The sequence below is a fragment of the Cryobacterium luteum genome (assembly GCF_900110125.1).
Lineage (GTDB): Bacteria > Actinomycetota > Actinomycetes > Actinomycetales > Microbacteriaceae > Cryobacterium > Cryobacterium luteum.
Window position 1 is genome coordinate 421,362 of sequence record NZ_FOCN01000001.1, and the last position, 22,384, is coordinate 443,745.

At 66.7% G+C, this 22,384-nt stretch carries 18 protein-coding genes and 1 pseudogene; 2 read left to right on the forward strand and 17 right to left on the reverse strand.

Translation table 11 applies throughout. The features are described 5' to 3' along the window. Nucleotides 1-35 precede the first annotated feature (35 nt). Nucleotides 36-647, forward strand: a complete 612-nt coding sequence (locus BMW72_RS02120) for a YdeI/OmpD-associated family protein (RefSeq protein ID WP_092106735.1) — start codon at nucleotides 36-38, stop codon at nucleotides 645-647. 29 nt (nucleotides 648-676) lie between these two features. On the opposite strand, the gene mmsB is transcribed toward BMW72_RS02120, so the two are convergent. From mmsB to BMW72_RS02160, 8 genes and pseudogenes are all read right to left on the reverse strand, one after another. Next, nucleotides 677-1,570, reverse strand: a complete 894-nt coding sequence (gene mmsB / locus BMW72_RS02125; RefSeq protein ID WP_092106737.1) for a 3-hydroxyisobutyrate dehydrogenase — start codon at nucleotides 1,568-1,570, stop codon at nucleotides 677-679. A 182-nt stretch (nucleotides 1,571-1,752) separates the two neighbouring features. Beyond that, the gene (locus tag BMW72_RS02130) at nucleotides 1,753-2,736 is read right to left on the reverse strand and encodes a serine hydrolase (protein WP_092106739.1); all 984 of its coding nucleotides are present in this window, start codon (nucleotides 2,734-2,736) and stop codon (nucleotides 1,753-1,755) included. Nucleotides 2,737-2,811: 75 nt separating this feature from the next. Continuing rightward, the gene (locus BMW72_RS02135) at nucleotides 2,812-4,776 is read right to left on the reverse strand and encodes a M13 family metallopeptidase (protein ID WP_092106741.1); all 1,965 of its coding nucleotides are present in this window, start codon (nucleotides 4,774-4,776) and stop codon (nucleotides 2,812-2,814) included. Nucleotides 4,777-4,825: 49 nt separating this feature from the next. Further along, nucleotides 4,826-5,436: pseudogene (locus tag BMW72_RS02140) on the reverse strand (5'-3' exonuclease); the annotation flags it as partial. A gap of 93 nt (nucleotides 5,437-5,529) precedes the next feature. Further along, entirely contained in the window at nucleotides 5,530-7,272 is a 1,743-nt protein-coding gene (locus tag BMW72_RS02145) for an RNA-binding domain-containing protein (protein WP_134361652.1), read from the reverse strand. Nucleotides 7,273-7,441: 169 nt separating this feature from the next. Beyond that, nucleotides 7,442-8,857, reverse strand: a complete 1,416-nt coding sequence (locus BMW72_RS02150; protein WP_092106745.1) for an NAD(P)(+) transhydrogenase (Re/Si-specific) subunit beta — start codon at nucleotides 8,855-8,857, stop codon at nucleotides 7,442-7,444. A gap of 2 nt (nucleotides 8,858-8,859) precedes the next feature. Further along, on the reverse strand, nucleotides 8,860-9,177 hold the full coding sequence (locus BMW72_RS02155) for an NAD(P) transhydrogenase subunit alpha part 2 (RefSeq protein WP_092106747.1): 318 nt from the start codon (nucleotides 9,175-9,177) through the stop codon (nucleotides 8,860-8,862). Nucleotides 9,178-9,180: 3 nt separating this feature from the next. Then, entirely contained in the window at nucleotides 9,181-10,296 is a 1,116-nt protein-coding gene (locus BMW72_RS02160; RefSeq protein WP_092106749.1) for an NAD(P) transhydrogenase subunit alpha, read from the reverse strand. A gap of 514 nt (nucleotides 10,297-10,810) precedes the next feature. On the opposite strand from BMW72_RS02160, the gene BMW72_RS02165 reads away from it, so the two are divergent. Continuing rightward, nucleotides 10,811-12,133 carry an MATE family efflux transporter gene (locus tag BMW72_RS02165; protein WP_092106751.1) on the forward strand — a complete coding sequence of 441 codons (1,323 nt, stop codon included), beginning with the start codon at nucleotides 10,811-10,813 and terminating at the stop codon, nucleotides 12,131-12,133. A 23-nt stretch (nucleotides 12,134-12,156) separates the two neighbouring features. On the opposite strand, the gene BMW72_RS02170 is transcribed toward BMW72_RS02165, so the two are convergent. The 9 genes from BMW72_RS02170 to BMW72_RS02210 form a co-directional block, all read right to left on the reverse strand. After that, on the reverse strand, nucleotides 12,157-13,635 hold the full coding sequence (locus tag BMW72_RS02170; RefSeq protein WP_092106753.1) for an aldehyde dehydrogenase family protein: 1,479 nt from the start codon (nucleotides 13,633-13,635) through the stop codon (nucleotides 12,157-12,159). After that, a complete protein-coding gene (locus BMW72_RS02175; RefSeq protein WP_092106755.1) occupies nucleotides 13,632-14,315 on the reverse strand; it encodes an HD domain-containing protein in 684 nt (227 codons plus the stop codon). Before BMW72_RS02175 ends, BMW72_RS02170 begins: the two co-directional genes overlap by 4 nt. A gap of 2 nt (nucleotides 14,316-14,317) precedes the next feature. Beyond that, the gene (locus BMW72_RS02180; protein WP_092106757.1) at nucleotides 14,318-15,586 is read right to left on the reverse strand and encodes an NAD(P)/FAD-dependent oxidoreductase; all 1,269 of its coding nucleotides are present in this window, start codon (nucleotides 15,584-15,586) and stop codon (nucleotides 14,318-14,320) included. Between the two features lie 3 nt (nucleotides 15,587-15,589). After that, complete coding sequence (locus BMW72_RS02185; protein WP_092106851.1) at nucleotides 15,590-15,901, reverse strand: 2Fe-2S iron-sulfur cluster-binding protein; 312 nt, start codon at nucleotides 15,899-15,901, stop codon at nucleotides 15,590-15,592. Between the two features lie 12 nt (nucleotides 15,902-15,913). Further along, nucleotides 15,914-16,705, reverse strand: coding sequence for an SDR family NAD(P)-dependent oxidoreductase (locus tag BMW72_RS02190; RefSeq protein WP_092106853.1), 792 nt, complete (start codon nucleotides 16,703-16,705; stop codon nucleotides 15,914-15,916). Then, entirely contained in the window at nucleotides 16,698-18,599 is a 1,902-nt protein-coding gene (locus tag BMW72_RS02195) for a PEP-utilizing enzyme (RefSeq protein WP_092106759.1), read from the reverse strand. Before BMW72_RS02195 ends, BMW72_RS02190 begins: the two co-directional genes overlap by 8 nt. Nucleotides 18,600-18,666: 67 nt before the next feature. Next, nucleotides 18,667-19,758: a PEP/pyruvate-binding domain-containing protein gene (locus BMW72_RS02200; protein WP_092106761.1), complete on the reverse strand. Its 1,092-nt coding sequence runs from the start codon at nucleotides 19,756-19,758 to the stop codon at nucleotides 18,667-18,669. Beyond that, the gene (locus BMW72_RS02205; protein WP_241983985.1) at nucleotides 19,755-21,089 is read right to left on the reverse strand and encodes a cytochrome P450; all 1,335 of its coding nucleotides are present in this window, start codon (nucleotides 21,087-21,089) and stop codon (nucleotides 19,755-19,757) included. The genes BMW72_RS02200 and BMW72_RS02205 overlap by 4 nt, the downstream gene beginning before the upstream one ends. 104 nt (nucleotides 21,090-21,193) lie before the next feature. Further along, nucleotides 21,194-22,000, reverse strand: a complete 807-nt coding sequence (locus BMW72_RS02210) for an IclR family transcriptional regulator (RefSeq protein ID WP_092106765.1) — start codon at nucleotides 21,998-22,000, stop codon at nucleotides 21,194-21,196. Between the last annotated feature and the right edge of the window lie 384 nt (nucleotides 22,001-22,384).

The window sequence follows — 22,384 nt, forward strand, 5'->3', positions numbered from 1 at the left end:
CACATCCGGCGAACCGGAAGGGTATCCTCGGCGGCATGAGTGACGAGACACCGCGTTTTCACCCGCACACCCGCGCCGACTGGCGGGCCTGGCTGCTGGCGAATCATGAGCGGGAGGCATCCGTTTGGCTGGTGTCGTGGAAGAAGGCCTCGGGCAAGTCCAGTCCGAGCTATGAGGATCAGGTGTGTGAGGCGCTGGCCTTCGGCTGGATCGACAGCAAGGGCGGAAAAATCGACAACGACCGCACCATGCTCTACTTTGCCCGCCGCAAGCCCGGCAGCGCCTGGAGCGGCCCCAACAAGGCCCGCGTCAAGCGGATGCGCGCGGCCGGGCTCATGCACACCGCCGGTGAGCAGGTCATCGCGCGCGCCGAAAGCGACGGCTCATGGACACTGCTCGACGACGTGGAGAAGCTGATCGTGCCGCCAGACCTGGCTGCGGAGTTCGAAGCCCAGGCCGGATCCCGCGAGCAGTGGGACGCCTTCCCGCGCTCTCCCCGGCGGGCCATTCTGGAGTGGATCATGCAGGCCAAGACCGCGCCGACGCGCCAGAAACGCATTCTGGAGACCGCGACCCTGGCGGCACGCGGCGAGCGCGCGAACCCGTGGCGGCCGAAAATTCCCCCGGAGCCGAGCGATGAGCTGTGACGGTCAGGACTCACGGCTCGGCGCAGGCCTCACGCCAGGGAGCCGTCGACCAGTTTCACGATCATGGAGCAGTCCTTGCCGCCCTGTCCCTGGTCGATCAGGCGCTGGAACAGCTGCTGCACGTGCTGCCCGATTTCGAGCGGCGTGTCGGTTGCCGCGGCGGCGGCCACCGCGAGGCCGATGTCTTTGTTGGCGAGCTCGGCCGTGAAGGTCGGCGCGAAATCACGGTTCACGGCCGCCGACGGCACGACCCCCTCGACGGGGTACCAGGTGCGCAACGCCCAGCTGTCGCCCGACGAAACGGATGCGATATTCCAGAACACCTGCGGGTCCAGTCCCAGCCGATCGGCCAAAACCGCTCCTTCGGAGGTGGCGGCGAGATTGATGAACAACATGAGATTGTTGCAGATCTTCGCGGCCTGGCCGGTCGTGGCGCCGCCGGTGGGAATGATATTCGCGGCCATCGGCTCGATGAACGCGGTCGCGTCGGTGACGGCATCCGTGTCTCCGCCGATCATGAAGGTGAGCGTTCCGGCTTCGGCGCCGGTGATTCCGCCCGAGACCGGAGCGTCGACGAAGCGAAAACCGGCTGCTGCGGCCGCATCGTGCAGCGCCTGGGCCGACTCGATGTCGATCGTCGAGGAGTCCACCAGCAGGGTCGTCGTTGCGGCGTGAGCCAGCACGCCCTCGTCGCCGAAGTACACCGCACGGGCGTGGTCGCCCTTGGGCAGCATGGTGAAGACCACGTCCGCGCCGGCGACGGCGTCCTTGATGCTTGTCGCGCGGGTGACGCCGGCTTCCACCGCAGCATCGAGAGCCGGGGTGCTCAGGTCGAAACCGCGCACGCTGTGCCCGGCCTTCACCAGGTTCGCCGTCATGGGGCCGCCCATGTGGCCCAGCCCAATCCATCCGATGACCGCCATGGCATAGCTCCTTCGCGTAGTTGGCGGGCCGCTATGCCCGACACCTCCACGATGGCACACATCGTCGATGGTCTGGTCCCGCACGCAAGAGATTCGGTGGCTGACCAGTCTTCGGGCCTCCTCTGTGACCCCGGGCCCAGTTTCTAAACTGGGACGGGGACGGGGCCCGAGCCCCGTCCGGCTCAGTGCACGTACTCCAGCAGGTCGGCCCCAACCGCGCGCATTCCGTCGAGCGCGGCGAGCCGGGTCATCAGCCGGGTATCGTCGAACAGCATGGCCACCGCGTAGGTCACGCCGGCACGCGGACCGCGCAGGATGCCCACCTCGGCGCGAACACCGACATCCGTTCCGGTCTTGTTGACCATGAGCAGCCCGTGATCCTTCTCCCGATGCGCGAGCGGATCGAGCCCGAAGGCACTCGCTACGAGCGACAGGTCGGAGTTGAGCGAGAGCCAGCCGATCACTCGGCCACTCGTCTCGGCGTCGACGATCTCGCCCCTGGCCAGGGCGGTGAACAGCCAGGTGAGCTCTTTGGCGCTGCCCACCGACAATTGCGGCGCGTCATCCGGACCGCGTTTGGTGCGCACGAGGTCGAGCAGGGCAGTGCGGCTGAGCCCGAGGCTCTCGGTGCGCGCCCGCACCGCGTGCAGTCCGACGGCGCGAATGAGCACGTTGGTCGCCAGGTTGTCGCTCGTGGCGCCCACGAGTGCGGCAAGGTCGGCCACGCTCAGCCGGGACACCTGCAGGTGCTGCCAGATTCCGGAATCGCCGACCGCATCGATACCCGAGCGTTCAAGCATCGTGGCCAGGCCGAACTCGGCATCTTTCAGCCGAGCAGCCACCTCGATCAGCAGCAGCACCTTGCCCACGCTCGCCGTGGGCATCGAGACGTGGTCGTCGACCGAGAACAGCACCCGCCCGGTCGAGAGGTCGGTCGCCCTGGCCGAAACCTGCACCCCGCCCAGGGCGAGTTCGCCGAGCGAAGCAAAGCCGCGCGCGAAATTCTGCGGAGCGTCACGGGTGCGATGTTTACCCTCGGGAGCCGCGGCGTGGCGGGAACGACCGGGGCTGGTGGCATCCGCTGGGCTGGCGCCGAGGTCGGCGCGGCGGCCGCCAGCATCTGCCGCAGCGCTGCCAGCCGCGTTACCGCGAGTCGGAAAGTCCATTGTCGGCCCCTTCCTTCCACGGCGCGGCCACGCGCCCCTGCTCGTTCCAGCAAGGCCCACACTAACCCAGGCGTGTTACCAGATGGTGACGCGCTTCTCGGGAGCGAGGTAGAGGGTATCCGCTTCGGTGACGTCGAAGGCCTCGTAGAACGCCGGAATGTTGCTGACGATCTGGTTGCAGCGAAACTCGTTCGGCGAGTGCGGGTCGATGGCCAGCAAGCGGATGGCCTCAGCGTCGCGCAGCTTCATCTGCCAGGCCTGGGCCCAGGAGAGGAAGAATCGTTCGGCACCGGTGAGCCCGTCGATGACCGGGCTCACCTGGCCGTTCAGCGAGAGCAGGTAGGCCTTCCAGGCAATAGAAAGACCGCCGAGGTCGCCGATGTTCTCGCCGATCGTGAGCGCACCGTTCACGGTGTGGCCGGGGATGGTTTTCGGTTCGAGCCCGTCGAACTGGGCGATCAGCGCGGTCGTGCGCGTTTCGAACGCGGCCTTGTCGTCGGCGGTCCACCAATCGATGAGGCGGCCGTCGCCGTCGTACTTGGAGCCCTGGTCGTCGAAGCCGTGGCCGATCTCGTGGCCGATGACCGCGCCGATCGCGCCATAGTTGGCGGCCGAGTCGCGGTCGTCGTCGAAGAACGGAAACTGCAAAATGGCGGCCGGAAAGACGATCTCATTGAACCCGGGGTTGTAATACGCATTGATGGTCTGCGGGGTCATGAACCATTCGTCGCGGTCGAGCGGCTTGCCGATCTTGCCGAGCTCGCGCTGAAACTCGAACTCACCGGCGGCCTTGACGTTGCTGATCAGGTCGTCGGCGGTGATCTGAAGGCTCGAATAGTCGCGCCACTTCACCGGATAGCCGATCTTCGGCGTGAACTTGCTGAGCTTCTCGAGGGCCCTCGTGCGGGTTTCCTCGGTCATCCAGTCGAGGGTGCTGATGCTGTTCTCGTAGGCGGCGACCAGGTTGGCCACGAGCACGTCCATGCTCGCCTTGGCGCTCGGCTTGAAGTGACGCTCCACGTAGATGCGGCCGACGGCCTCGCCGAGGGCGCCCTCCACGAGCGAGACGCCGCGCTTCCAGCGGTCGCGCAGCTGCGGGATGCCGCTCAGGGTGCGACCATAGAAGTCGAAGTTAGCCTCGACGAATTCGCCGGACAGGTACGCAGCACTCGAGCGGATGACCTGCCACCGCAGCCAGTCCTGCCACGATTCCAGGCGGTCATCGGTGAGGGTCGCAGCGAGCCCGGCGATGTAGCTGGGTTCGCGCACGACGACCTCGTCGAGGGCGCCGGCCGGGGCGTCGAGGCCCTCCAGCCAGAGATCCACGTCGGCGCCGGCGGCGAGCGCGGAGACCTGGCCCCAGGTGCGCAGGTTGTAGGTCTTCTCGCTGTCGCGGGTGGCCACTTTGTCCCAGTGGTGCGAGGCGAGTTCGGTTTCGAGGGCGAAGACGCGCGCTGCGCGGGGGGCGGCGTCGGCGAAACCGGTGAGGGTGAACATCCGCTCGAGAAAAACCTGGTACTTGGTGCGAATCTCGGCGAACTTTTCTTCGCGATAGTAGCTCTCGTCGGGCAGGCCGATGCCGCCCTGCGCGATGAAGACGAGGTAGCGTTCGGGGTTGCCCGGGTCGTTGTCGACGTAGAGGTGGAAGGCTCCGGCGACGCCGCCGCGCTCGAGGCGGCCGAGGGCCGCGAGCAACTCCGAGATGGTGGTGACCGCGTCGACCGCTGCGAGGTCTTTCTGCAGCGGGGTGGCGCCGAGCGCTTCGATGCGTTCTTCGTCGAGGAAGCTCGTGTAGAGGTCGCCGAACTTGCGCTCGAGGCTGCCGGTCGGGGCGGTCTGTGCTTCGATGATGATCTCGCGCACGGCCTTCTCGGCGTCTTCGGCGAGCATCATGAACGAGCCCCAGCGGGCCTTGTCGGCGGGGATCTCGCTGCGGGCGATCCACTTGCCGTTCACGTGCCGAAAGAGGTCGTCCTGCGGGCGCACCTCCGGGTCGAGTTCGTTCTGGTTGATTCCGGATGCAGTCGCCAGCTCAGTCATGGCCCCAGCCTATCCGGGGCCGGTGACAGGTGGCCGTGCAACGGGGACTCGGTTGAGCGTCCGAGGCGTCGCCGCGCAGCGCGGCGAAGTCGGCATATTGCCCAGGGGTGACGCCGGTCCTGATCGTGAGGGAGGCATCCGTGAGCATCTCCAGCCGGGACATGCCGCGCGGCCGGTGTAGATCACTCGCACGTGTCGCGAGTCGTCGACGAGCTGGAACAGGTCGCGGTCACCGGTGACGATGTCGACGGGGGTGGCGGCGTGCGAGGCCAGGGTGCCGATCACGTCGTCGGCCTCGTGCCGCGCGGCTCCGACGATGGGGATGCCGAGCGCGCCCAGCACCTCGCGGATGATCGGAACCTGGGGGCTGAGCAGGTCGGGCACGACTTCGAGGGCGGGGTCGGCATCCGCTGTCGTCGGTGTCGGCGCGGCGGCGACCCGGTGAGTCTTGTAGGTGGGGATGAGGTCGACCCGCCACTGCGGGCGCCAGTCATTATCCCAGCAGGCCACGATCTCGGTCGGCTCAAACTCCGTTGCGAGCCGGGCGATCATGTCGAGCAGCCCGCGCACGGCGTTCACCGGCTGGCCGTCCGGGCCGCGAACGGTGTCAGGCACGCCGTAGAACGCCCGAAAGTACAGGGCTGCGGTGTCGAGGAGCATGCGGCGCTCGGGTTGTGTGGTCACGGCGAGCAGTTTGCCACAGTGCGGCGGGTGGTCTGATGGGCCGAGGCCGTGCGCGTGATCAACGGGGGTCTAGCTCTGAACGTATAGATAGTGGAAGCCGGCTCCACGGCGCTGCTCTCGTGAAGGCTTGAGCACGCCCTGGTCCTCAAGGGCCGACAATACCGAGCCGACGTTCGTGGCGTGGGCTCCGACGAGGTCTCCTAATTCGGTCGTACTGATACGGCCACGTGCTGCGGCGTAGGACTGGGCGACATCCTCTCGTGTGGGCCATGAGCGTCGGATACTCCTATTTACTTCTAGAGCAGTCAGCGCAGTTCGTGCGTGCTCGCTGAGTGCCTTGGCGTGCGGCGTTCCGGGAGGCGTTCCTCTCACATCGATCAGGACGGGATGCCCGTCAGTGGTCAGGTCGGCGACGGTGGCGATCGCGTCGCTCGCCTCAGGTTCCGTGACTTGGAGATACGGCGCCAATACGCGGGCATCGAGCCAGCCGTGGGTGACCGCGAAATGTAGTGTCATCAGGAATCGAAGATCGGACCCGACCCGTGGGTCGCTGAGCCGGTTCAACCACTCGATCCAGGCCGCGTTCGGATGGTTGCCAATTAGTAGAGTCACGACGCTCGGTCCGTCAATTTGCGAGATGTCCGGAGCGCCGTAGCCGAGCCGCAGCATGTCACCGAACATGCGATCGATGCCGATCCCTTCCCGCTCTGCGACTCTTAGAGAAGCCAGGAGGTCAACAAGCGCCGTATTCCGGGATGCCGATGGATGGTTGATGATGTTCTCTGGGCTCACCCCCGACACGAATCCGCCGGGGCTGGTGACTCGAAGGAGCCCGCCGATATGTTCGACAACGGTCGGAGCGCTTATCGTCCACTCCCGATGGGCAACGCCGTTCACGATCGCTTCGCGAAGCGCACGTTCCGGGATCTGGCGTACCTGACCGTGGGCCAGCCCCTCATCGAGGTGCGTGGTCGGGTTGTATGCCCGAGAAGTCGTGAAGACTTCCTGCAACTCCTCCAACAACGACCGGTTCTCTCGTCGCACTCGGGCGATGCTGTCGCCACCAGCGTATTCCCGGCGCAGGTAGTCCAGGCCTGGTTCCCCCCGCCCAACGAACGTGAGCGCAGCAGCGTTCGTGAGCACTCCCGAACCGTCCACCGCATTGAGTCGTCGCAACAGGTCAGTGGTGGGCAAGTCGACAAGTTCTCGCGCAGACGAGTCTGCAGAATCGCGAAGAAAATCGCGAGCCACTTCGACAGCGCCCGCACGCACAGCGTCAACCGAGTAGGTGCTCCCTTGCGAAGACCAGTCCACCTGCAGGTATCGGTGCCGACGGTCATGCCAACTCGACGCGTCAATCTCAACGCATCGGTCACTGACCCGCCAATTGAGCCTGCTGTTGTAGCGGACCGGCTCGATGGCCTCGGGAATAATGATCACGAGTATGCGCGTGCCACGAATCTCGACCGGTCGCACGTCAACCGTGACACGACGCTCGAGTTTGTCGTAGAGTCGCGCTCGAAGCCATTCCGGGTCGAGCTGTGTGCCAATTAGCTCACTGTTATCCGCAACGCCGAGAAGCAGAGCTCCACCGCCGGGAGTATTGGCCATGCAGGCCACTTCTGGAGCAAGCTTGTCGACGGCACCCTCGTTTTTTGGCTCTGCCGGCAGGATCTGACCGACAGATGTGCGCCGCCCCGACTCCTCCTTCAGATCGAGAATCTGACGCTCAACCACCGGATACCCATTGTTGAGCGCCTCAAGCGCGCCCTGAACAGCCACCTGCACGGGAGAAAGCCCAAATATTGTCACCGCAGCACCTTTCGACGCAAATTTATAATTAATTTTAAGATTAATTATACTTCGAGAAGGATTATGCAGTCATTCATTATTAATGCCGGGTGAACGCTGGCCTCGCGGTCTTCGCTCGATAGCGCTTAGGTTGAGGTTTGGGCGAAGGTGAGCGTGCAGTCGGGGCCTGCTACAGCGCCTTGAGTTCCTCGGTCACCTGAGCGACCGATTTCTTGGCATCGCCGAAGAGCATGGTGGTGTTCTCACCGAAGAACAGGGGATTCTCGATGCCGGCGAACCCTGAACTCATCGAGCGTTTGAGCACGATGACCGACCGGGACTCGGTCACGTTGAGCACGGGCATGCCGAAGATGGGCGAGTTCGGGTCGCTGCGTGCGGCGGGGTTGGTGACGTCGTTGGCGCCGATGACGATGGTGACGTCGGTGCGCGAGAACTCGCCGTTGATGTCGTCCATCTCCTTCATCGCGTCGTAGGAGACGTCGGCTTCGGCGAGGAGCACGTTCATGTGCCCGGGCATGCGCCCGGCCACCGGGTGGATCGCAAACTTCACCTCGATGCCGCGCGCTTCGAGCACCTTGGCCATGTCCTTCACGGCGTGCTGGGCCTGGGCGACGGCGAGCCCGTAGCCGGGCACGATGATGACCTGGTTGGCGTAGGCGAGCTTGATGGCGGCATCCGCTGCGGAAGTGGATTTTGCGATCTGGTCGCCGCTGCTCGCTGCCGCAGCGCCCTTGGCTCCGCCGAATCCGCCGGCGACGATCGAGAGGATCGACCGGTTCATCGCCTTGGCCATGAGGTTGGTGAGGATGGTTCCCGACGCCCCGACGATCATGCCGGCGACGATCATCGCGATGTTGTTCAGCGCGAGCCCGGCCGCCGCCGCGGACAGACCGGTGAGCGCGTTGAGCAGCGAGATAACGACGGGCATGTCGGCGCCGCCGATTGGAAGCACGGTCGTGACCCCGAGGACGCCCGCCACAACGAGGATCGCGCCGAACCAGACCGGGTCAGCGCCGGTACCGACCGAGCCAATGCCGACGATGACGGCCGCAACGACCGAGCCGAGGAACAGGATCGCGTTCAGCGGCTGTTGCAACCGGCCGACCGACAACGGATGCCCGGGCAGAATCTGCTGCAGTTTCAGGAACGCCACGATCGAGCCCCAGAACGACAACGAACCGATGATCGCCGCGAACAGCGACGCGATCACGAGCGGCAGCACCGGGCCGGAGGCGGCGTGCAGGCCGGTGAAGCCGTCACTGTCAATGAATTCGCCCCAGGCGATGAGGGCGACGGTTCCGCCGCCGACCCCGTTGAACAGGGCGACCAGCTGCGGCACCGCCGTCATCTTCACCCTGCGGGCGGGCGGGATGCCGATGACCACGCCGACGATGAGGGCGATAATGATTATCAGCCAACTGCCAGTCTCGCGGATGTGGATCAGGGTCGCCACAAAGGCGACGGCCATGCCGGCCGCAGCGATCTTATTGCCGCGCACGGCCGACCGAGGGGCGGTGAGGCCGGACAATCCGAGGATGAACATCGCGAAGGCCACGATGTAGAGGGCGTAGACGAGAATATCCATGGTCAGTTTTTCCCGTCGGTCGACGCGGTCGGGCGGGTCTTGAACATCGCAAGCATGCGGTCGGTCACGACGAACCCGCCGATGACGTTCACGGTTCCGAAAACGATCGCCACGAACGAGATGATCTGCAGCGGCAGGCCCGGGTTCTCAGCCGTGCCGAGCACCACGAGGGCGCCGAGCACGACGATTCCGTGGATGGCGTTGGTGCCCGACATGAGCGGGGTGTGCAGGGTGTTGGGCACCTTGGAGATCACAGCGAAGCCGATGAAACCCGAAAGCACGAGGATGGCGATGTTCGCCAGAAAGCCGGTGTAGTCCATGGGTCAGATCCTGTTCGAGACGGAGTCGCGCGTAACGCAGGAGAGGGCAACCACGTCGTCGGAATAGTCGGGGTTGAGTCGGCCGTCCCGCACCAGCAGGTCCAGCAGGGCGGTGAGGTTCTTCGAGTAGAGCTCGCTCGCATGCTCGGGCATCGTCGAGGGCAGGTTCAGTGGGGACGCAATGGTGACGCCACCGATGACCACGGTCTCACCGGGCACGGTGAGCTCGCAGTTGCCGCCGGTCTCACCCGCCATGTCGATGACGACACTGCCCGGCTTCATACCGTGCACGGCCGCAGCGGTCACCAGCCGCGGCGCCGGGCGCCCCGGCACGAGAGCGGTCGTGATGACGACATCGAACGTGGAGATCGCCGTCTCGAGCGCGGCCTGCTGCGCGGCACGTTCCTGGTCGGTGAGTTCGCGGGCATAGCCGCCGTCGCCGGCCGCATCGATGCCCACCTCGAGCCACTGGGCTCCCACCGATCGCACCTGGTCGGCGACCTCCGGCCGCACGTCGTAGCCGGTTGCCCGGCCGCCGAGCCGCTTCGCGGTGGCCAGAGCCTGCAACCCCGCCACGCCCACGCCGAGCACGAGCACACTGGCCGGCTTCACGGTGCCGGCGGCGGTGGTCAACATCGGAAAGAACCGGGTCGACAGCGATGCGGCGAGGATGACCGACTTGTAGCCGGCGACGTTTGCCTGCGACGAGAGCGCGTCCATCACCTGGGCCCGGGAGATGCGTGGAATTGCTTCAACCGCATAGCCGACAACGCCGGCATTTTGTAGGGCGCCGATCTTGTTGTCCGCGTTTCGCGGCGCGAGGAATCCGATCAGGGTCGTGCCCGCCGCCAGTCGGGCGATCTCGGCGTCGGTGGGCGGGGCCACCTTGAGCACGATGTCAGCACTCCACGCGTCGCCGATGGTGGCGCCGGCGGCGAGATAGAGGTCGTCACCCATGAGGGCCCCCGCTCCCGCCCCAGACTCGACCACAACGTCGAGGCCCTTCGCGATGAGTGAGGCGACGGCGCGGGGCACGAGGGCAACGCGCCGCTCATCCGCCCCGCTCTCACGCACGACGCCGACGCGGGGTGCCTCGGGGGGGAGCTGGGGATCGGGCATGATAAAAGCCTTTCAAAGCAATGAGGAAGTCAACACGCTCGACGATGAGGCGGCAAACCTCCCTGTGGGAGGGGCACTCGAGGCTGGGGATGATGTCCCCCGCGCGGCAGAGTGTGCCCGGAGCAGCCACGGTCAGCAGCAGCTCCTGGGTCGAACATAGCTGGATGGGGCGGGAGATGCGCCCGTTTTTCGGGCATCGCTCGTGAAAGATTCGGCATTCTTAACATTTCCGACGGTTGGCGGGCTGACGTAAGCCGCTTTCGTAAATTGCGCGTGCCGTATCCGTTTACGAGCGGATGACCGCGCCCGTGCCGGGCAGCCGCTACGGTAATCGGCGTACCGCGCACCTCTGCAGGGCGCGGCAACGCCACCGCGGGGCTTGGGCGCGCCCGGTGCGGGTGGACGCGCCCACTCCGCCTGGCGCGGCAACCGACAGCTGGCGCGGCGAAGCAGAGGCCTGGGGCGGCCGCAGTGATCGACAGCGCCGCCGCCGTAGAGTCGAAGCATCAACATTTTGCGGGCCCAGCCCATCGACCGGGACATTCTGCGGCTCGCCGTGCCCGCGCTCGGCGCCCTCGTGGCCGAGCCGCTGTTCCTGCTGGCCGATTCGGCCATGGTCGGCCACCTCGGCACCACGCCGCTGGCCGGCCTCGGTCTGGCGAGCGCCGTGCTGCAGACCATCATCGGCCTCATGGTCTTTCTTGCCTACAGCACCACACCGACCGTGGCCCGCTGGCTCGGCGCCGGCGACAGCCGACGGGCGGTATCGGTCGGCATCGACGGGCTCTGGCTCGCTCTCGGCCTGGGCGTCGTGCTCGCGGCCGGCGGCCTGCTTGCCACCCCGACGCTCGTCGGCGCGTTCGGCGCCGAAACCGCCGTGACAGCGGATGCCGCCACCTACCTCGGCATCTCCATGTTCGGCCTGCCCGCCATGCTGCTGGTCTTCGCCGCAACCGGTCTGCTGCGCGGGCTGCAGGACACCCGCACTCCGCTGTACGTGGCCGGGATCGGTTTCACAGCGAACATCGCACTCAACTGTGTGTTCATCTACCTGCTCGGCTGGGGCATCGCCGGATCGGCTGTCGGCACCGTCGTGGCCCAGTGGGGCATGGTCGCCGTCTACCTCGTCATCATCGCCCGGCATGCCCGCCGCCACCACGCCCCGCGGCGCCCGCACCGGGCGGGGCTGCTGCTCGGCGCCCGGAGCGGCGGCTGGCTGTTCGTACGCACGCTGAGCCTGCGTGCCGCCATGCTGCTCGCGGTGTTTGTGGCTGCCCAGCTCGGCTCGCCCGAACTCGCCGCATTTCAGATCGCAATGACCCTGTTCGCGACGCTCGCCTTCGCCCTCGACGCCCTCGCGATCGCCGCCCAGGCCCTCGTCGGACGCGGCCTCGGCGCCGGGGACGTCACGCACGTGCGTGCCGTGCTGCGTCGCTGCCTGGAGTGGGGCGTGCTCGCCGGCCTCGTGCTCGCGGTCGTCGTCATCGGCACGAGCGGGGTGCTCGGGCACGCATTCACGAGCTCCGACGCGGTGACCCGGTTGCTGCCGCCGACCCTGGTCGTGTTGGGGGCATCCGTTCCCCTCGGCGCGGTCGTGTTCGTGCTCGACGGCGTGCTGATCGGAGCCGGCGACGCCCGCTACCTCGCCCTGACCGGGCTGGTCAACCTCGCCGTGTTCGTGCCGCTAGCCGTCGCCGTACTGGTCTGGGCGCCGACGGGAGCGCCCGGGCTCGCGCTCCTCATGGCCGCGTTCGCGCTCGGCTACCTCGGCGCCCGCGCCGTGACGCTGTCACTGCGCGCCCGCAGCATGGCCTGGATGGTCGTCGGCGCCCGCTGACCCGCCCGAAGCCCGCGCGCCGGTCAGCGGATGCGGCGGTGCACCGACTGCGGCACAAGATAGGCCTTGAGACCCTCCGGCCCGAACTCGGCGCCGAGGCCGGAATCGTGCCGACCGGCGAACGGCGCAGCGTGATTGGAGGCGAAGAAGCCGAGACCGACCGAGCCGGTGTCGAGGCGACCGGCGAGTGCGAACGCCCGGTCGGGGTCTTCGGAGAAGATCGTGCCGCCGAGCCCAAATGACGTGTTGTTGGCGAGCGCCACGCCCTCGTCCAGGGAGTTGTAGCGCAAAATCGACAGCACCGGGCCGAAGATCTCCTCCCTGGCGATGCGCATGCCGGGCGTCACGTCGGCGAAGACCGTGGGCTTCACGAAAAAGCCCTGGTCAAAGCCGGATGCCACGTCGCCGCCGGTCGTGGCCCGTGCGCCCTCGGCCACACCGCTCCTGATGTACTCGCGCACGGTCTGCTCCTGAGCGCGCGTAGCGGCAGGCCCGAACACGGTGTCGGGCTGCATCGGATCGCCCTGTTTGGCGGCCGCGATGGTGGCGGTGACCATGTCGACGAGTTCGGCGTAGCGCTCGACCGGCGCGAGAATGCGGGTCGAGATGTAGCAGGTCTGCCCGGTGTTGCGCAAGCAGGTGCGGATGAGAACCTTCGACAGGGAGTCGAGGTCGGCGTCAGGCAGCACGAGCGCCGACGACTTGCCGCCGAGTTCGAGCGTGACCGGTCGCAGCAGCTGACCGCAGGTGCCGGCGATTGATCGCCCGACCGGGGTCGACCCGGTGAAGGCCACCTTGTCGATACCGGGATGCCTGACCAGGGCGTCGCCGAACGAACCCGGTCCGGTGACGAGGTTGACCACCCCGGCGGGGAGGCCGGCGGCTCGGGCGGCATCGATGATGAGTCGCACCGAGAGCGGCGTCGGCGAGGCCGGCTTGATCACGACGGTGCAGCCGGCCATCAGGGCCGGCGCGAGCTTGGCAACGACGAGGTTGATCGGAAAGTTCCACGGCGCAATCAGCGCGCAGACCCCGATCGGGTCCTGCCGCACCACCGTCTCGCCCGAACCGTCAGGAAATGGCCGAATGTCGGCCGTCTCGAGCAGGCCGGCGAGCGAGGCGAAGTAGCGAAAAATCGAGGCGGCATTGCCCGCGGCCCGGCCGGACTCCGCGACCGGCGACCCGTTCTCCCAGGTGTTGGTGTGTGAGATGGCCTCGGCCCGCTTCTCAACCTCGTCGGCCAGCCGCAGCAGAAAGCCGGCGCGCGCCGTGGGAGCCAGGTCGCGCCATCCGCCGAACGCGCGTCGGGCGGCCGCGACCGCCTGGTCGAGGTCGGCGACGGATGCCTGCGGCACCGACCCCCAGACCTCCTCCGTTGCCGGGTTGGTCACCAGGGTGCGGCCGGTTCCCGTCGCGACCTGCCACTGCCCGTCGATGAACACATCGTCAATGTGGCGGTATGGCAGGTTCGCGGTCAGGGGAATCGACAGCAGGCTGGTCATGCGCCGCTGCCGTCGAGGGCGGGCGCGTCGATGCCAGTGGCAAGGACATCCGTTTGCAGCAGGGCCTCGGCGCGTTCGAGTTCGGCGAGCGCCATCTCGTGGGCGGCCGCGGTGATGAGCTCGGGAACGATGTCGGTGCGCAGACGCCGACAGTAGGCCGAGGGCTCCTGGCCGAACCAGCCGGAGGCGAGCGCGATGCCGGTGGTCGTGAAACGCCACAGGCGATCGGCGTCGCGCACGAGGGAGTCCTCGATCGAGTAACTCTCGGAGCGGGTGTCGTGCCCGTCGATGATGTCGGTGACCCGGCTGATGAATTCGTGGGTGTAGCCGAGGGCTGGCAGCACCTCGCGGGCGATTTCGCACCCCCGCACCTCGTGTTCGTAGCGGATGTCGGCCTGGCGCCAGTTGGCGCCGAAACCTTCCGAGATGATCTTGGTCTCGTCGACCCTGGCCCAGCCGGTGTCGTGCAGCAGAATGGCCACCCGCACCACGAGGGCGTCGGCCTCCGGATAGGCCTGGCAGAGCCGCTCGGCGAAAGCGAACGAGATAGGAATGTGGATGTCGTTGGAGCGCGAGCGCATCTCGAGTCGCACGGCCCGCCAGAGCGGGTTGAGGTCGATCGAGACGACGCCGGCCGCGATCGGTGAGGTGTCGACGAGTTCTTCGGTCTGCAGTGTCATGGTTACTTTCCGATCAAGACGGCAAGAGCGGCGGGCAGGGCGAGCTTCTTCAGTGGCACGGTCAGATCGGCGGCGCGGTCACTGGGCAGGTGCTGTCCCGAGTGCAGAATGGCGCGCACGGCAATGAAGTCGAGCGGGCGGTTCACGCAGTCGGCGGCGATGAGCTGCCCCGCGCGGTAGTAGAGCACCGAGAATTTCTCGGCCTCGGGGTCGCCGCGCAGCACGATCTGGTCGTGTCCTCCGCTGAGGCCGGCGATCTGCAGTTTGAGGTCAGCCTGGTCGCTCCAGAACCATGGAACCGTGGAGTATACGGCGGGCAGGCCGAGCAGGGTTGCGGCGGCGACCTTGGCCTGTTCGACCGCGTTCTGCACGCTTTCCAGGCGCAGCCGGTCGATACCGCCGGGTGTGAGCGAGGGGTTCGGCAGGTTGGCGCAGTCGCCAGCGGCGACGGTGAGCCCGTCGGAGCACAGTGCGCTCGCGTCGACGACGATGCCGTTGTCGACCATGAGGCCGAGCTGCTCGGCCAGTTCGGTGCGGGCGATCACACCGACGCCGATCAGAACGACGTCGGCCGGGATCACATCACCGCTGGCCAGTTGAACCCCGGTGACGCGGTCGTGCTGCCCGAGAAAGCGGGTGACCTGGGCGTTCAAGACCACCCGTGTTCCGCGACGGCGGTGCGCGGCCAGGTAAAACGCGCTCGTAGCTTCGGAGACGGCTCGACCGACCAATCGCGGCGCTGCTTCGAGCACGGTCACGGTCTTGCCCGCGGCGCGGGCTCCGGCGGCCACTTCCAGTCCGATGAACCCTCCGCCCACGACGACCACGTCGGTGGCGCTGGCCAGTCTCTGTTCCAGGAGGGCGGCATCCGTTGCGGTGCGCAGGTAGCTGACCCCCTCGAGTTCGCTGCCGTCGAACGGAATCTGGCGCGGAACGGCGCCGGTGGTGAGGGCGAGCCGGGCGAATTCGAAGCGCCGGCCGGATTCGGCGGTCGCCACGCCGCCGCTGGCATCGCGCTCGATCGAGACGATGCGCTCCCGGGTGACGAGCTCGATTCTGTGCTCGGAATAGAACTCGTGGGTGCGAAAGGTGAGCGAATCGGCCGTGGCCTCGCCCTTGAGGAACGCCTTCGACAGCGGCGGCCGCTGGTACGGAGCGTGCGGCTCTTCGCCGACCAGCACGATCGGCTCGGTGTCGCCGAGTTCGCGCAGGCTGCTGGCGAGCTGCACGCCGGCCTGGCAGGCGCCGATGATGACGGTTCCGGTTCGCATGGTTTACACCTGCGTTTCGGGTGTGGTCACGCGAATGTCGGCGTCGCTCAGCTTGAGCTGGCAGGACAGCCGGGAGTTGGCCTCGCGGTCGATCGCGGTGCCGTCGAGCATGTCGTCCTCGAGCTCTTGCATCGGGTCGAAGACGCTGTCGGCGCAGACGAAGACATGGCAGGTGGCGCAGGAGAGGCTGCCGCCGCACTCGGCGACGATACCGGGAACGCCGTTACGCACGGCGGTCTCCATGACGGAATCGCCGGCGAATCCCGCGACGGCCGTTTCACTGCCGGTGGCGGATATGTAGGTTACGTATGGCATGTGCATATCTCCTTACAGAAACTGTCGGCCACCGTCGACCACGAGGGTCTGGCCGGTGATGTAGCGGGAGCCGGGGCCGGCCAGAAACAGAGCAGCCCCGACGATGTCGTCGGGCTCGCTGGCCCGTTTGATCGAGCCGCGGTCCACGCCGTACTCGGCGGCACCCTCGATAAGGCCGTAGCTGGCCTCGGTGAGGGTGAAGCCGGGGGCGATCGCGTTCACGGTGATATTGCGGTCGCCGAGTTCCTTCGCCAGCACCCGGGTGAGGGCGATCACGCCGCCCTTCGAGGCCACGTAGTGTGCCCACTGGGCTGAGCCGCTGAGCACGGTCGCGCTCGACAGGTTGATCACCGCGGCATTGTTCGCGAGATAGGGCGAGCAGGCGCGGGTGACCAGCCAGGGACCCTTGAGGTTGACGGCCATCACACGGTCCCACTCGTCGACATCGATCTCCTCGAATGGCGACCGGGTGATGGTGGCGTAGATCGCCGCGTTGTTGATGATCACGTCGATCTTGCCGTCGTTAGCGAACGCCGCGGCATCCGCTGCCAGCTGGGTGACCGAATCGAGCTGGGTCACGTTGGCCGCGAGGGCGAGGGCCCTGCCGCCGGCCGCCCGGGCGAGCGCCACGGTCTGCTGCGCACCCTCGAGGTTGGTGTCGGCGACGACCACCCGGTCGCCCTGGGCCGCGAAACCCAGGGCGAAGGCACGGCCCAGCCCGCCGGCGGCGCCGGTGATCAGCACCGTCCTGCCCGTCGCAACAGCGACAGGGCTGACGGGCTGGTCCGTGCGCGGATCAGGCATGGCTGCCTTCGAGAACCGGGCCGTCAAGCGCCTGTTCCAGCTGGACAACGGCCTCGCCGGCCAGGCTGAGGTCGTGGGCGTGCCCCTCGACGATGGTTACCGTGCCGTTGTTGCCGTCGACGCGCAGCCACTGGCCCGTCACGATCTGCGACGAGGCGGTGCCGGTTCCGGTGACGGCCGGCATGCCGTACTCCCGGCAGACGATGGCCGCGTGGCTCATCATGCCGCCGATGTCGGTGACCGTGGCGCGGATCTTGCCGAAGATCGGTCCCCACGATGGCGCCGTCACGGGGGCGACGAGGATGTCACCCTCCCGCACCTCGGACAGCTGGTCCGAGCTGCTGATGACGCGGGCCGGTCCTTCGGCCACGCCACTCGACGCCGCCATACCGCGGAATTCTCCCTCCGGCGCATCGGAGTCGCCGAGCCAGTTCTTGATCTGGTCGCTCGTGATGCCCCAGAGCATGAGGGTGAACGGTTCCGTGATGACGGCCGGCGGCGTGTTGAGGGCGGGCTGCGGGCGCTGCTGCTGCAGGGCATCCACTATGACGCGACGGCGCTCGACCTCCTCCGGCCAGTACGACGGGCCGATCGCCGGAGCGCCGACCGCCCAGCCGGTGACGTAGTCGAACAGGGCCTCGCGCACCTCGTCGCGGCGCAGAAAAAACATGCCGTCGGCGTCGGGCCAGAAGCCCTGTTCCTGCAGCATCGCCGAGAGCTGGCGGGCTTTGCGCCAGAAGACGCCCATGGTCCAGTGCTCGATGTAGAAGTTGTGGTTCTCGACGTAGGGGTAGACCTGGCGGGCCAGGCCGAGCTTACCCTCGAAGGCGGCGAGCTGTTCGGGGCTGAGCAGTTCCGAGTACTCCTCGGTGATGCGGTCGCGTTCGACGACGAGTTCGGCGACCGGGCGGTCGATGGTCTGGCCGGCCTGGAGCCGCCCGATGTAGTCGCTGATGTAGCCGAGCGGCAGTTCGAGGTGGTCGAGCCAGTACTTGTCGTGGGCGTAGAAACCGTTGCCGACGGTGAAGTTGAACCACGGGTCCTTGGCGTCGTTGAAGGCGGCGATCCACTCGGCGCCGCCGGGGGCGGCCTCAATGCCGGCCAGGGTCTGCTCCGGGTTCGCGGTTTGGCCGAACAGGCCGGTCAGGCCCAGTTCGATGGCGAGCTTGGCGAGCTTCTTGAGCTCGTCATCGGGTCGGAACAGCTCCATGTCGACGCCCTGCACCATCTTGGCGACGGCCTGGTCGGGAATTCCCGGAAAGACCTCCTTGCAGAAGCTGAAGAAGTCGAGGTAAGCCACGTAGCCGAGGTTGAGAAATTCGAAGTGGTACTGCCACGCACGGTAGGTGAGCGCGATCAGCGCGTCGTACTGGGCGAGCAGATCGTTGTTCGGGCCGGTGCCCTTGCCGCTCGTGACGTCGTTGATATCGACCTTGTCGGGCAGTGCGTCGAAATTCAGTGCGCCCAGTTCGTCGATCGTGCCGCGAATCTTGCCCTGCCACTGCTCGAGCAGGGTCTCCCAGTTCTGAAAGTAGTGTCCGGCGCGCGCCATGAATTCGGGCACGCGGGGAGCGATCTCCGCTTCGGGCACGCCCACCGGCGACATGAAGACGTAGCCGTTGTGAATGCGGAACTCGATGCCATTGGCCGGCGGAATGAGCAGGTGCCGGGTGTTGTACTGACCGAGGCAACTGACTGCAAACTCGAAACCGATCGTCTCGAATGGCTTGGTCACCGTGGGCCAGTGCTGACTGTCGCAGAACCAGAACTTGCCCTCTTCGACCTCGCGGCGGTTCTGTTGAAAGACGAGGTTATAGGCGTACAGATCTTTCCAGCCCTCGGCGCCCGCGGCGGGAGCCTGGTCATAGGGGCTGGGAAATGACTTCTCTGTCATAAGAAAACCGTTCTCGAAGATGGTGCGCGGGTGGAATGACTGTCACAGCGGATGATGCGGGTCGGGTTTATGTCGTTGCCTTGCCGGCCTGCACCAAAAGTGATCGGGTGATGCTTTCGATGCCGAAGCCGGCGGTCGGGGTCGAATCGGCGGCATCCGTTTTCGTGCCGGACGAGTGCACGGTCTCGGGGCGGGACTGCAGCAGCAACAGGTTCAGGCCGTCTGGCAGGTCACGGTCCAGGGCCCACTCAATGTCCTGCGGACATTTGAAGTGCTTCTCGGCCTTCTTGGCGATGGTCGCGATGGCGGTGATCTCGGTCTCGCTGATCGAGAGCACGGCACGGCGTTGTGGTGAGACCTCGAGTTCGACCAGGCCGGCGTTGGCCGGGTCGGGAACCAGTTCGGCGTGTTTGTCACCGATCACCCGCTTGACCACCATGAGCATGATCTTGTCGACGGTGACGTTGTCGGGGGTGACGAGGCCGGAGACGACGAGCTCACCGAGGCCGTAGGAGGCCTCCATCACGATCTTGGAGCGGTCGCCGGTGGTGGGATCCATGGTGATGGCGACGCCGGCGGCTCGGGCATTGACCATCTTCTGCACGGCGACGGCCATGGAGAGGCCCTCGTTGGGGATGTTGTTCTTAAGCCGGTAGGTGATGGCGCGGGAGGTGAACAGCGAGGCCCAGCAGCGGCGGATGTGCTCGGTGACGTCGTCGATGCCGTTGAGCCAGAGGTAGGTATCCTGCTGGCCGGCGAAGCTCGCGTCGGGCAGGTCTTCGGCGGTCGCCGAGGAGCGCACGGCGACCGGGACCGGCTCGCTGAACCTGGCCTGCAGCGCGTGGTAAGCGGTCACGAAGTCGGCGCGCACGTCCGTGGGCACCGGGCGGCTCTCGATCTCGAAGCGCAGCTGGGCCGACACCCGGTCGACCTCGGCCACGTCGTCGGCATCGAGGTTGGCCAGCAGGGCGTGGATGTCCTGTTCGATCCCAGCGGCCGCGATGAAGGCGTCGTAGGAGGCGGTGGTGATGGCGAATCCGGGTGGCACCGGCATGCCGGCCTGAGTGAGAGCGACGAGCGAGGCGCACTTGCCGCCGAGCAGATCGTGGCGGGGCTGCTCGGTACCGTCGAAGAACTGAATGAAGGGTGCGGGGGTCATTTCGCTTCTCCCCAGGTAACGGGCACCGAGGTGGGCGCCCTGAATGACAGGTTGTCTCCGAATACGACCTTCTCCGCGTCGATCAGGCGCAGGCCGGGGGCCGCCTTCAGAGTCTCTTCGACGACGATTCTGTCTTGCATCTTGGCGAGCATGTTGCCGAGGCAGTAGTGGATGCCGAAGCCGAACGACAGGTGGTTGCGGGCGTTGACCCGGTTGATGTCGAAGGTTTCGGGTTGCTCGAAGGTGTCGCCGTCACGGTTGGCCGAGCCCATCAGCAGCAGAATGTTGGAGCCGGCCGGAATCTGCACTCCGCCGATCTCGGTGTCGACGAGTGCCTTGCGCCGCCAACCGACGATGCTCGGGGAGAAACGCAGGGTCTCATCGATCGCGGCCGGGATGCGGCTCGGATCCTCGATTAGTTTCTGCCATTCGGTCGGGTGGGCGAGCAGTTCGCGAATGGTGTTGGAGATGAGCGTGGTCGTGGTCTCGTGGCCGGCGAAGAGCAGGCTGTAGCAGACCGAGGCGATCTCGTGGTCGGAGATCTCGGAGCCGGTCGACTGCGCCTGCACCAGGTCGAAGACGAGGTTGTCGCCGTTCTCACCGTTAGCGAGTTGTTCGTGGGCGTTGGAGACCAGGCGCAGGCACTCAGTCCAGTACTCGACGAGGTTGTGCGCGTGCGGAATCTGCTCGTCGTCGCTTAGGTCGCCCCAGGTCATCGCGGCGCGGGAATCCGACCATTTCTTGTAGGTCGAGACCATGTCGGGGCCGACGCCGAGCAGGCCGAGGATGGTGATCGTGGGGATGTCCACCGCGACATCTTTCAGAAAGTCGCCGCGGGCATCCGGATGAGCCAACATCTGCTGCAGCAGCCGCACGGTGTTCTCCCGAATGGTGGGTTCAAGCTTCTTATAGCGGCGGGGCGTGAATTCCTTCTGCACGATGGCGCGCATGCGGGTGTGCTCAGGGGGAATGCGGGCGGAAAGACCAGAGTAGGCGGTGAAGCCGCCGTCGTTCATGATCTTCGTGGCGGCCGCGCCACGGGCTCGCACCGGGGCCTGGGCGTTCTCACTGCTGAAGACCTGCCAGTTGTCGAAGGCCGCCTTGACGTCGACGTAGCGGGAGACGACGAAGTAGCCGATCTCCTCATCGAACATGATCGGTTCGTTCTCGCGCAGGGCGGCGTAGGACGGGAACGGGTCGGTCATCGCGAAGGGGGCGTAGCCGTGGTGTGCGGTCGGCGCGGTCTCGGCGATTTTGGCGCTGACAGCGTGGGCGACCGGGCAGTGGCCGGTTGCGGCGGCCGGGCGGGCGAGGGCGGGTTGAGCGGTCACGATGGCTCCTTGGTCTGCAGTTCTCAACGTTGAGGTCGACGAGGTCAATCTAAGGCGCGTCGGTAGTCGAAGCTGCCGCGCTGTCCCACTGGATGGAAGTGGCTTCACGGCTGGGAGGGTTTCTCCCCGATGTTCGGCAGCCGCAGGGTGGCAGGCGGCAGGTGCGCGATTCCGGCCTGAATGCGCTGCGCCGTCCCCTGCAGCACGGGCAAGTAACGGCCCAGCTGGTGCGCGCGCGAGGTCGGCAGCACGATGCCGAGCGCGCCGAAGATCTGCCCCGACGCCTGGAACACCGGCACCGCGAGCGAACAGGAGCCCTGTCGCACCTCTTCGGAGGCGAGGGCGAACCCGAGTTCCTTGATCTTGCCGATCTCCCGGCGCAGCTCGGCCGGGTCGGTCTTGGTCAGCGGAGTGCGGCGCACGAGTTCACCGTCGAGCACCGCATTCTGCACCCACTCGTCTTCAAAGGCGAGAATGGCGCGGCCGACCGCGGTGGCGTGCAGCGGCAGGCGACCGCCAACCCGGCTGGCCTGCGGAACCCGCCGACTGCCGTAGACCCGGTCGATGTAGAGCACCTCGGCGCCGTCACGGATGGCCAGGTGCACGGTCTCCTGGGTGAGCCCGAACAGGTCCTGCAGGTAGGGTCGCGCCAGGTCGCGCAACTTGCGGCCGGCGTGCTGGCCGAGTTCCCAGAGGCGCAGCCCAATTTGGTAGCGACCCTGGGCGTCCCGCTGCACGGCGCCCCAGACCTCGAGCTCGCCGAGCAGCCGATGCGCGGTGCTTTGCGGCAGCCCGCTCTCCTGGCTGATCTCCGACAGCGACCGAGCGGATGCGCTGTGCTCGAACGCCGCCAGAATGCTCAGCACCCGGCTGGTCACCGACTGCCCCGGGGCGTTGGTGTGGCCGGCCATGCTGCCTCGTCTCGAGTTGTCGCCCGCCTGTCAGAGGGCAGGATCACTCTAGCCAGCGGCGGCCCGGCGGTGTGAGGGCCGAAGGTCCCCCGTTCGGGGCCGCGAGGAGACCACTGGGTTCGGCCCTGCGGATTGCTGCTCGCGCCCCCGGCCCTGCGTGCGCGTAAGGCAGGGATCTCCCGCCTCCGGGTTGACTTGGCTGCGTTGAGGCGGGGCGCTTTGAAGCGGGTGCGTTGATTCTGTGCCAGCACGCCGTGGGACTTATGTGTTCCAGTTGGGTGGTTCGGTTGGGGTGGCGGCGCGGTTCTGGCCGGCGGGGCGCCAGGTTTGGGTGGGGTCGAAGAGGAGGGGGCCGCGGATCCAGGGTCGGCCGTTTCGCATTTG

Bases quoted from the DNA above. Each gene is read 5' to 3' on its own strand.
- BMW72_RS02200 (WP_092106761.1), bottom strand. From the start codon at position 19,758: ATGACCCCCGCACCCTTCATTCAGTTCTTCGACGGTACCGAGCAGCCC.
- BMW72_RS02175 (WP_092106755.1), bottom strand. From the start codon at position 14,315: ATGACACTGCAGACCGAAGAACTCGTCGACACCTCACCGATCGCGGCC.
- BMW72_RS02155 (WP_092106747.1), bottom strand. From the start codon at position 9,177: ATGGACTACACCGGCTTTCTGGCGAACATCGCCATCCTCGTGCTTTCG.
- BMW72_RS02150 (WP_092106745.1), bottom strand. From the start codon at position 8,857: ATGGATATTCTCGTCTACGCCCTCTACATCGTGGCCTTCGCGATGTTC.
- BMW72_RS02210 (WP_092106765.1), bottom strand. From the start codon at position 22,000: ATGGCCGGCCACACCAACGCCCCGGGGCAGTCGGTGACCAGCCGGGTG.
- mmsB (WP_092106737.1), bottom strand. From the start codon at position 1,570: ATGGCGGTCATCGGATGGATTGGGCTGGGCCACATGGGCGGCCCCATG.
- BMW72_RS02180 (WP_092106757.1), bottom strand. From the start codon at position 15,586: ATGCGAACCGGAACCGTCATCATCGGCGCCTGCCAGGCCGGCGTGCAG.
- BMW72_RS02185 (WP_092106851.1), bottom strand. From the start codon at position 15,901: ATGCCATACGTAACCTACATATCCGCCACCGGCAGTGAAACGGCCGTC.
- BMW72_RS02160 (WP_092106749.1), bottom strand. From the start codon at position 10,296: ATGCCCGATCCCCAGCTCCCCCCCGAGGCACCCCGCGTCGGCGTCGTG.
- BMW72_RS02120 (WP_092106735.1), top strand. From the start codon at position 36: ATGAGTGACGAGACACCGCGTTTTCACCCGCACACCCGCGCCGACTGG.
- BMW72_RS02195 (WP_092106759.1), bottom strand. From the start codon at position 18,599: ATGACAGAGAAGTCATTTCCCAGCCCCTATGACCAGGCTCCCGCCGCG.
- BMW72_RS02135 (WP_092106741.1), bottom strand. From the start codon at position 4,776: ATGACTGAGCTGGCGACTGCATCCGGAATCAACCAGAACGAACTCGAC.
- BMW72_RS02130 (WP_092106739.1), bottom strand. From the start codon at position 2,736: ATGGACTTTCCGACTCGCGGTAACGCGGCTGGCAGCGCTGCGGCAGAT.
- BMW72_RS02190 (WP_092106853.1), bottom strand. From the start codon at position 16,705: ATGCCTGATCCGCGCACGGACCAGCCCGTCAGCCCTGTCGCTGTTGCG.
- BMW72_RS02170 (WP_092106753.1), bottom strand. From the start codon at position 13,635: ATGACCAGCCTGCTGTCGATTCCCCTGACCGCGAACCTGCCATACCGC.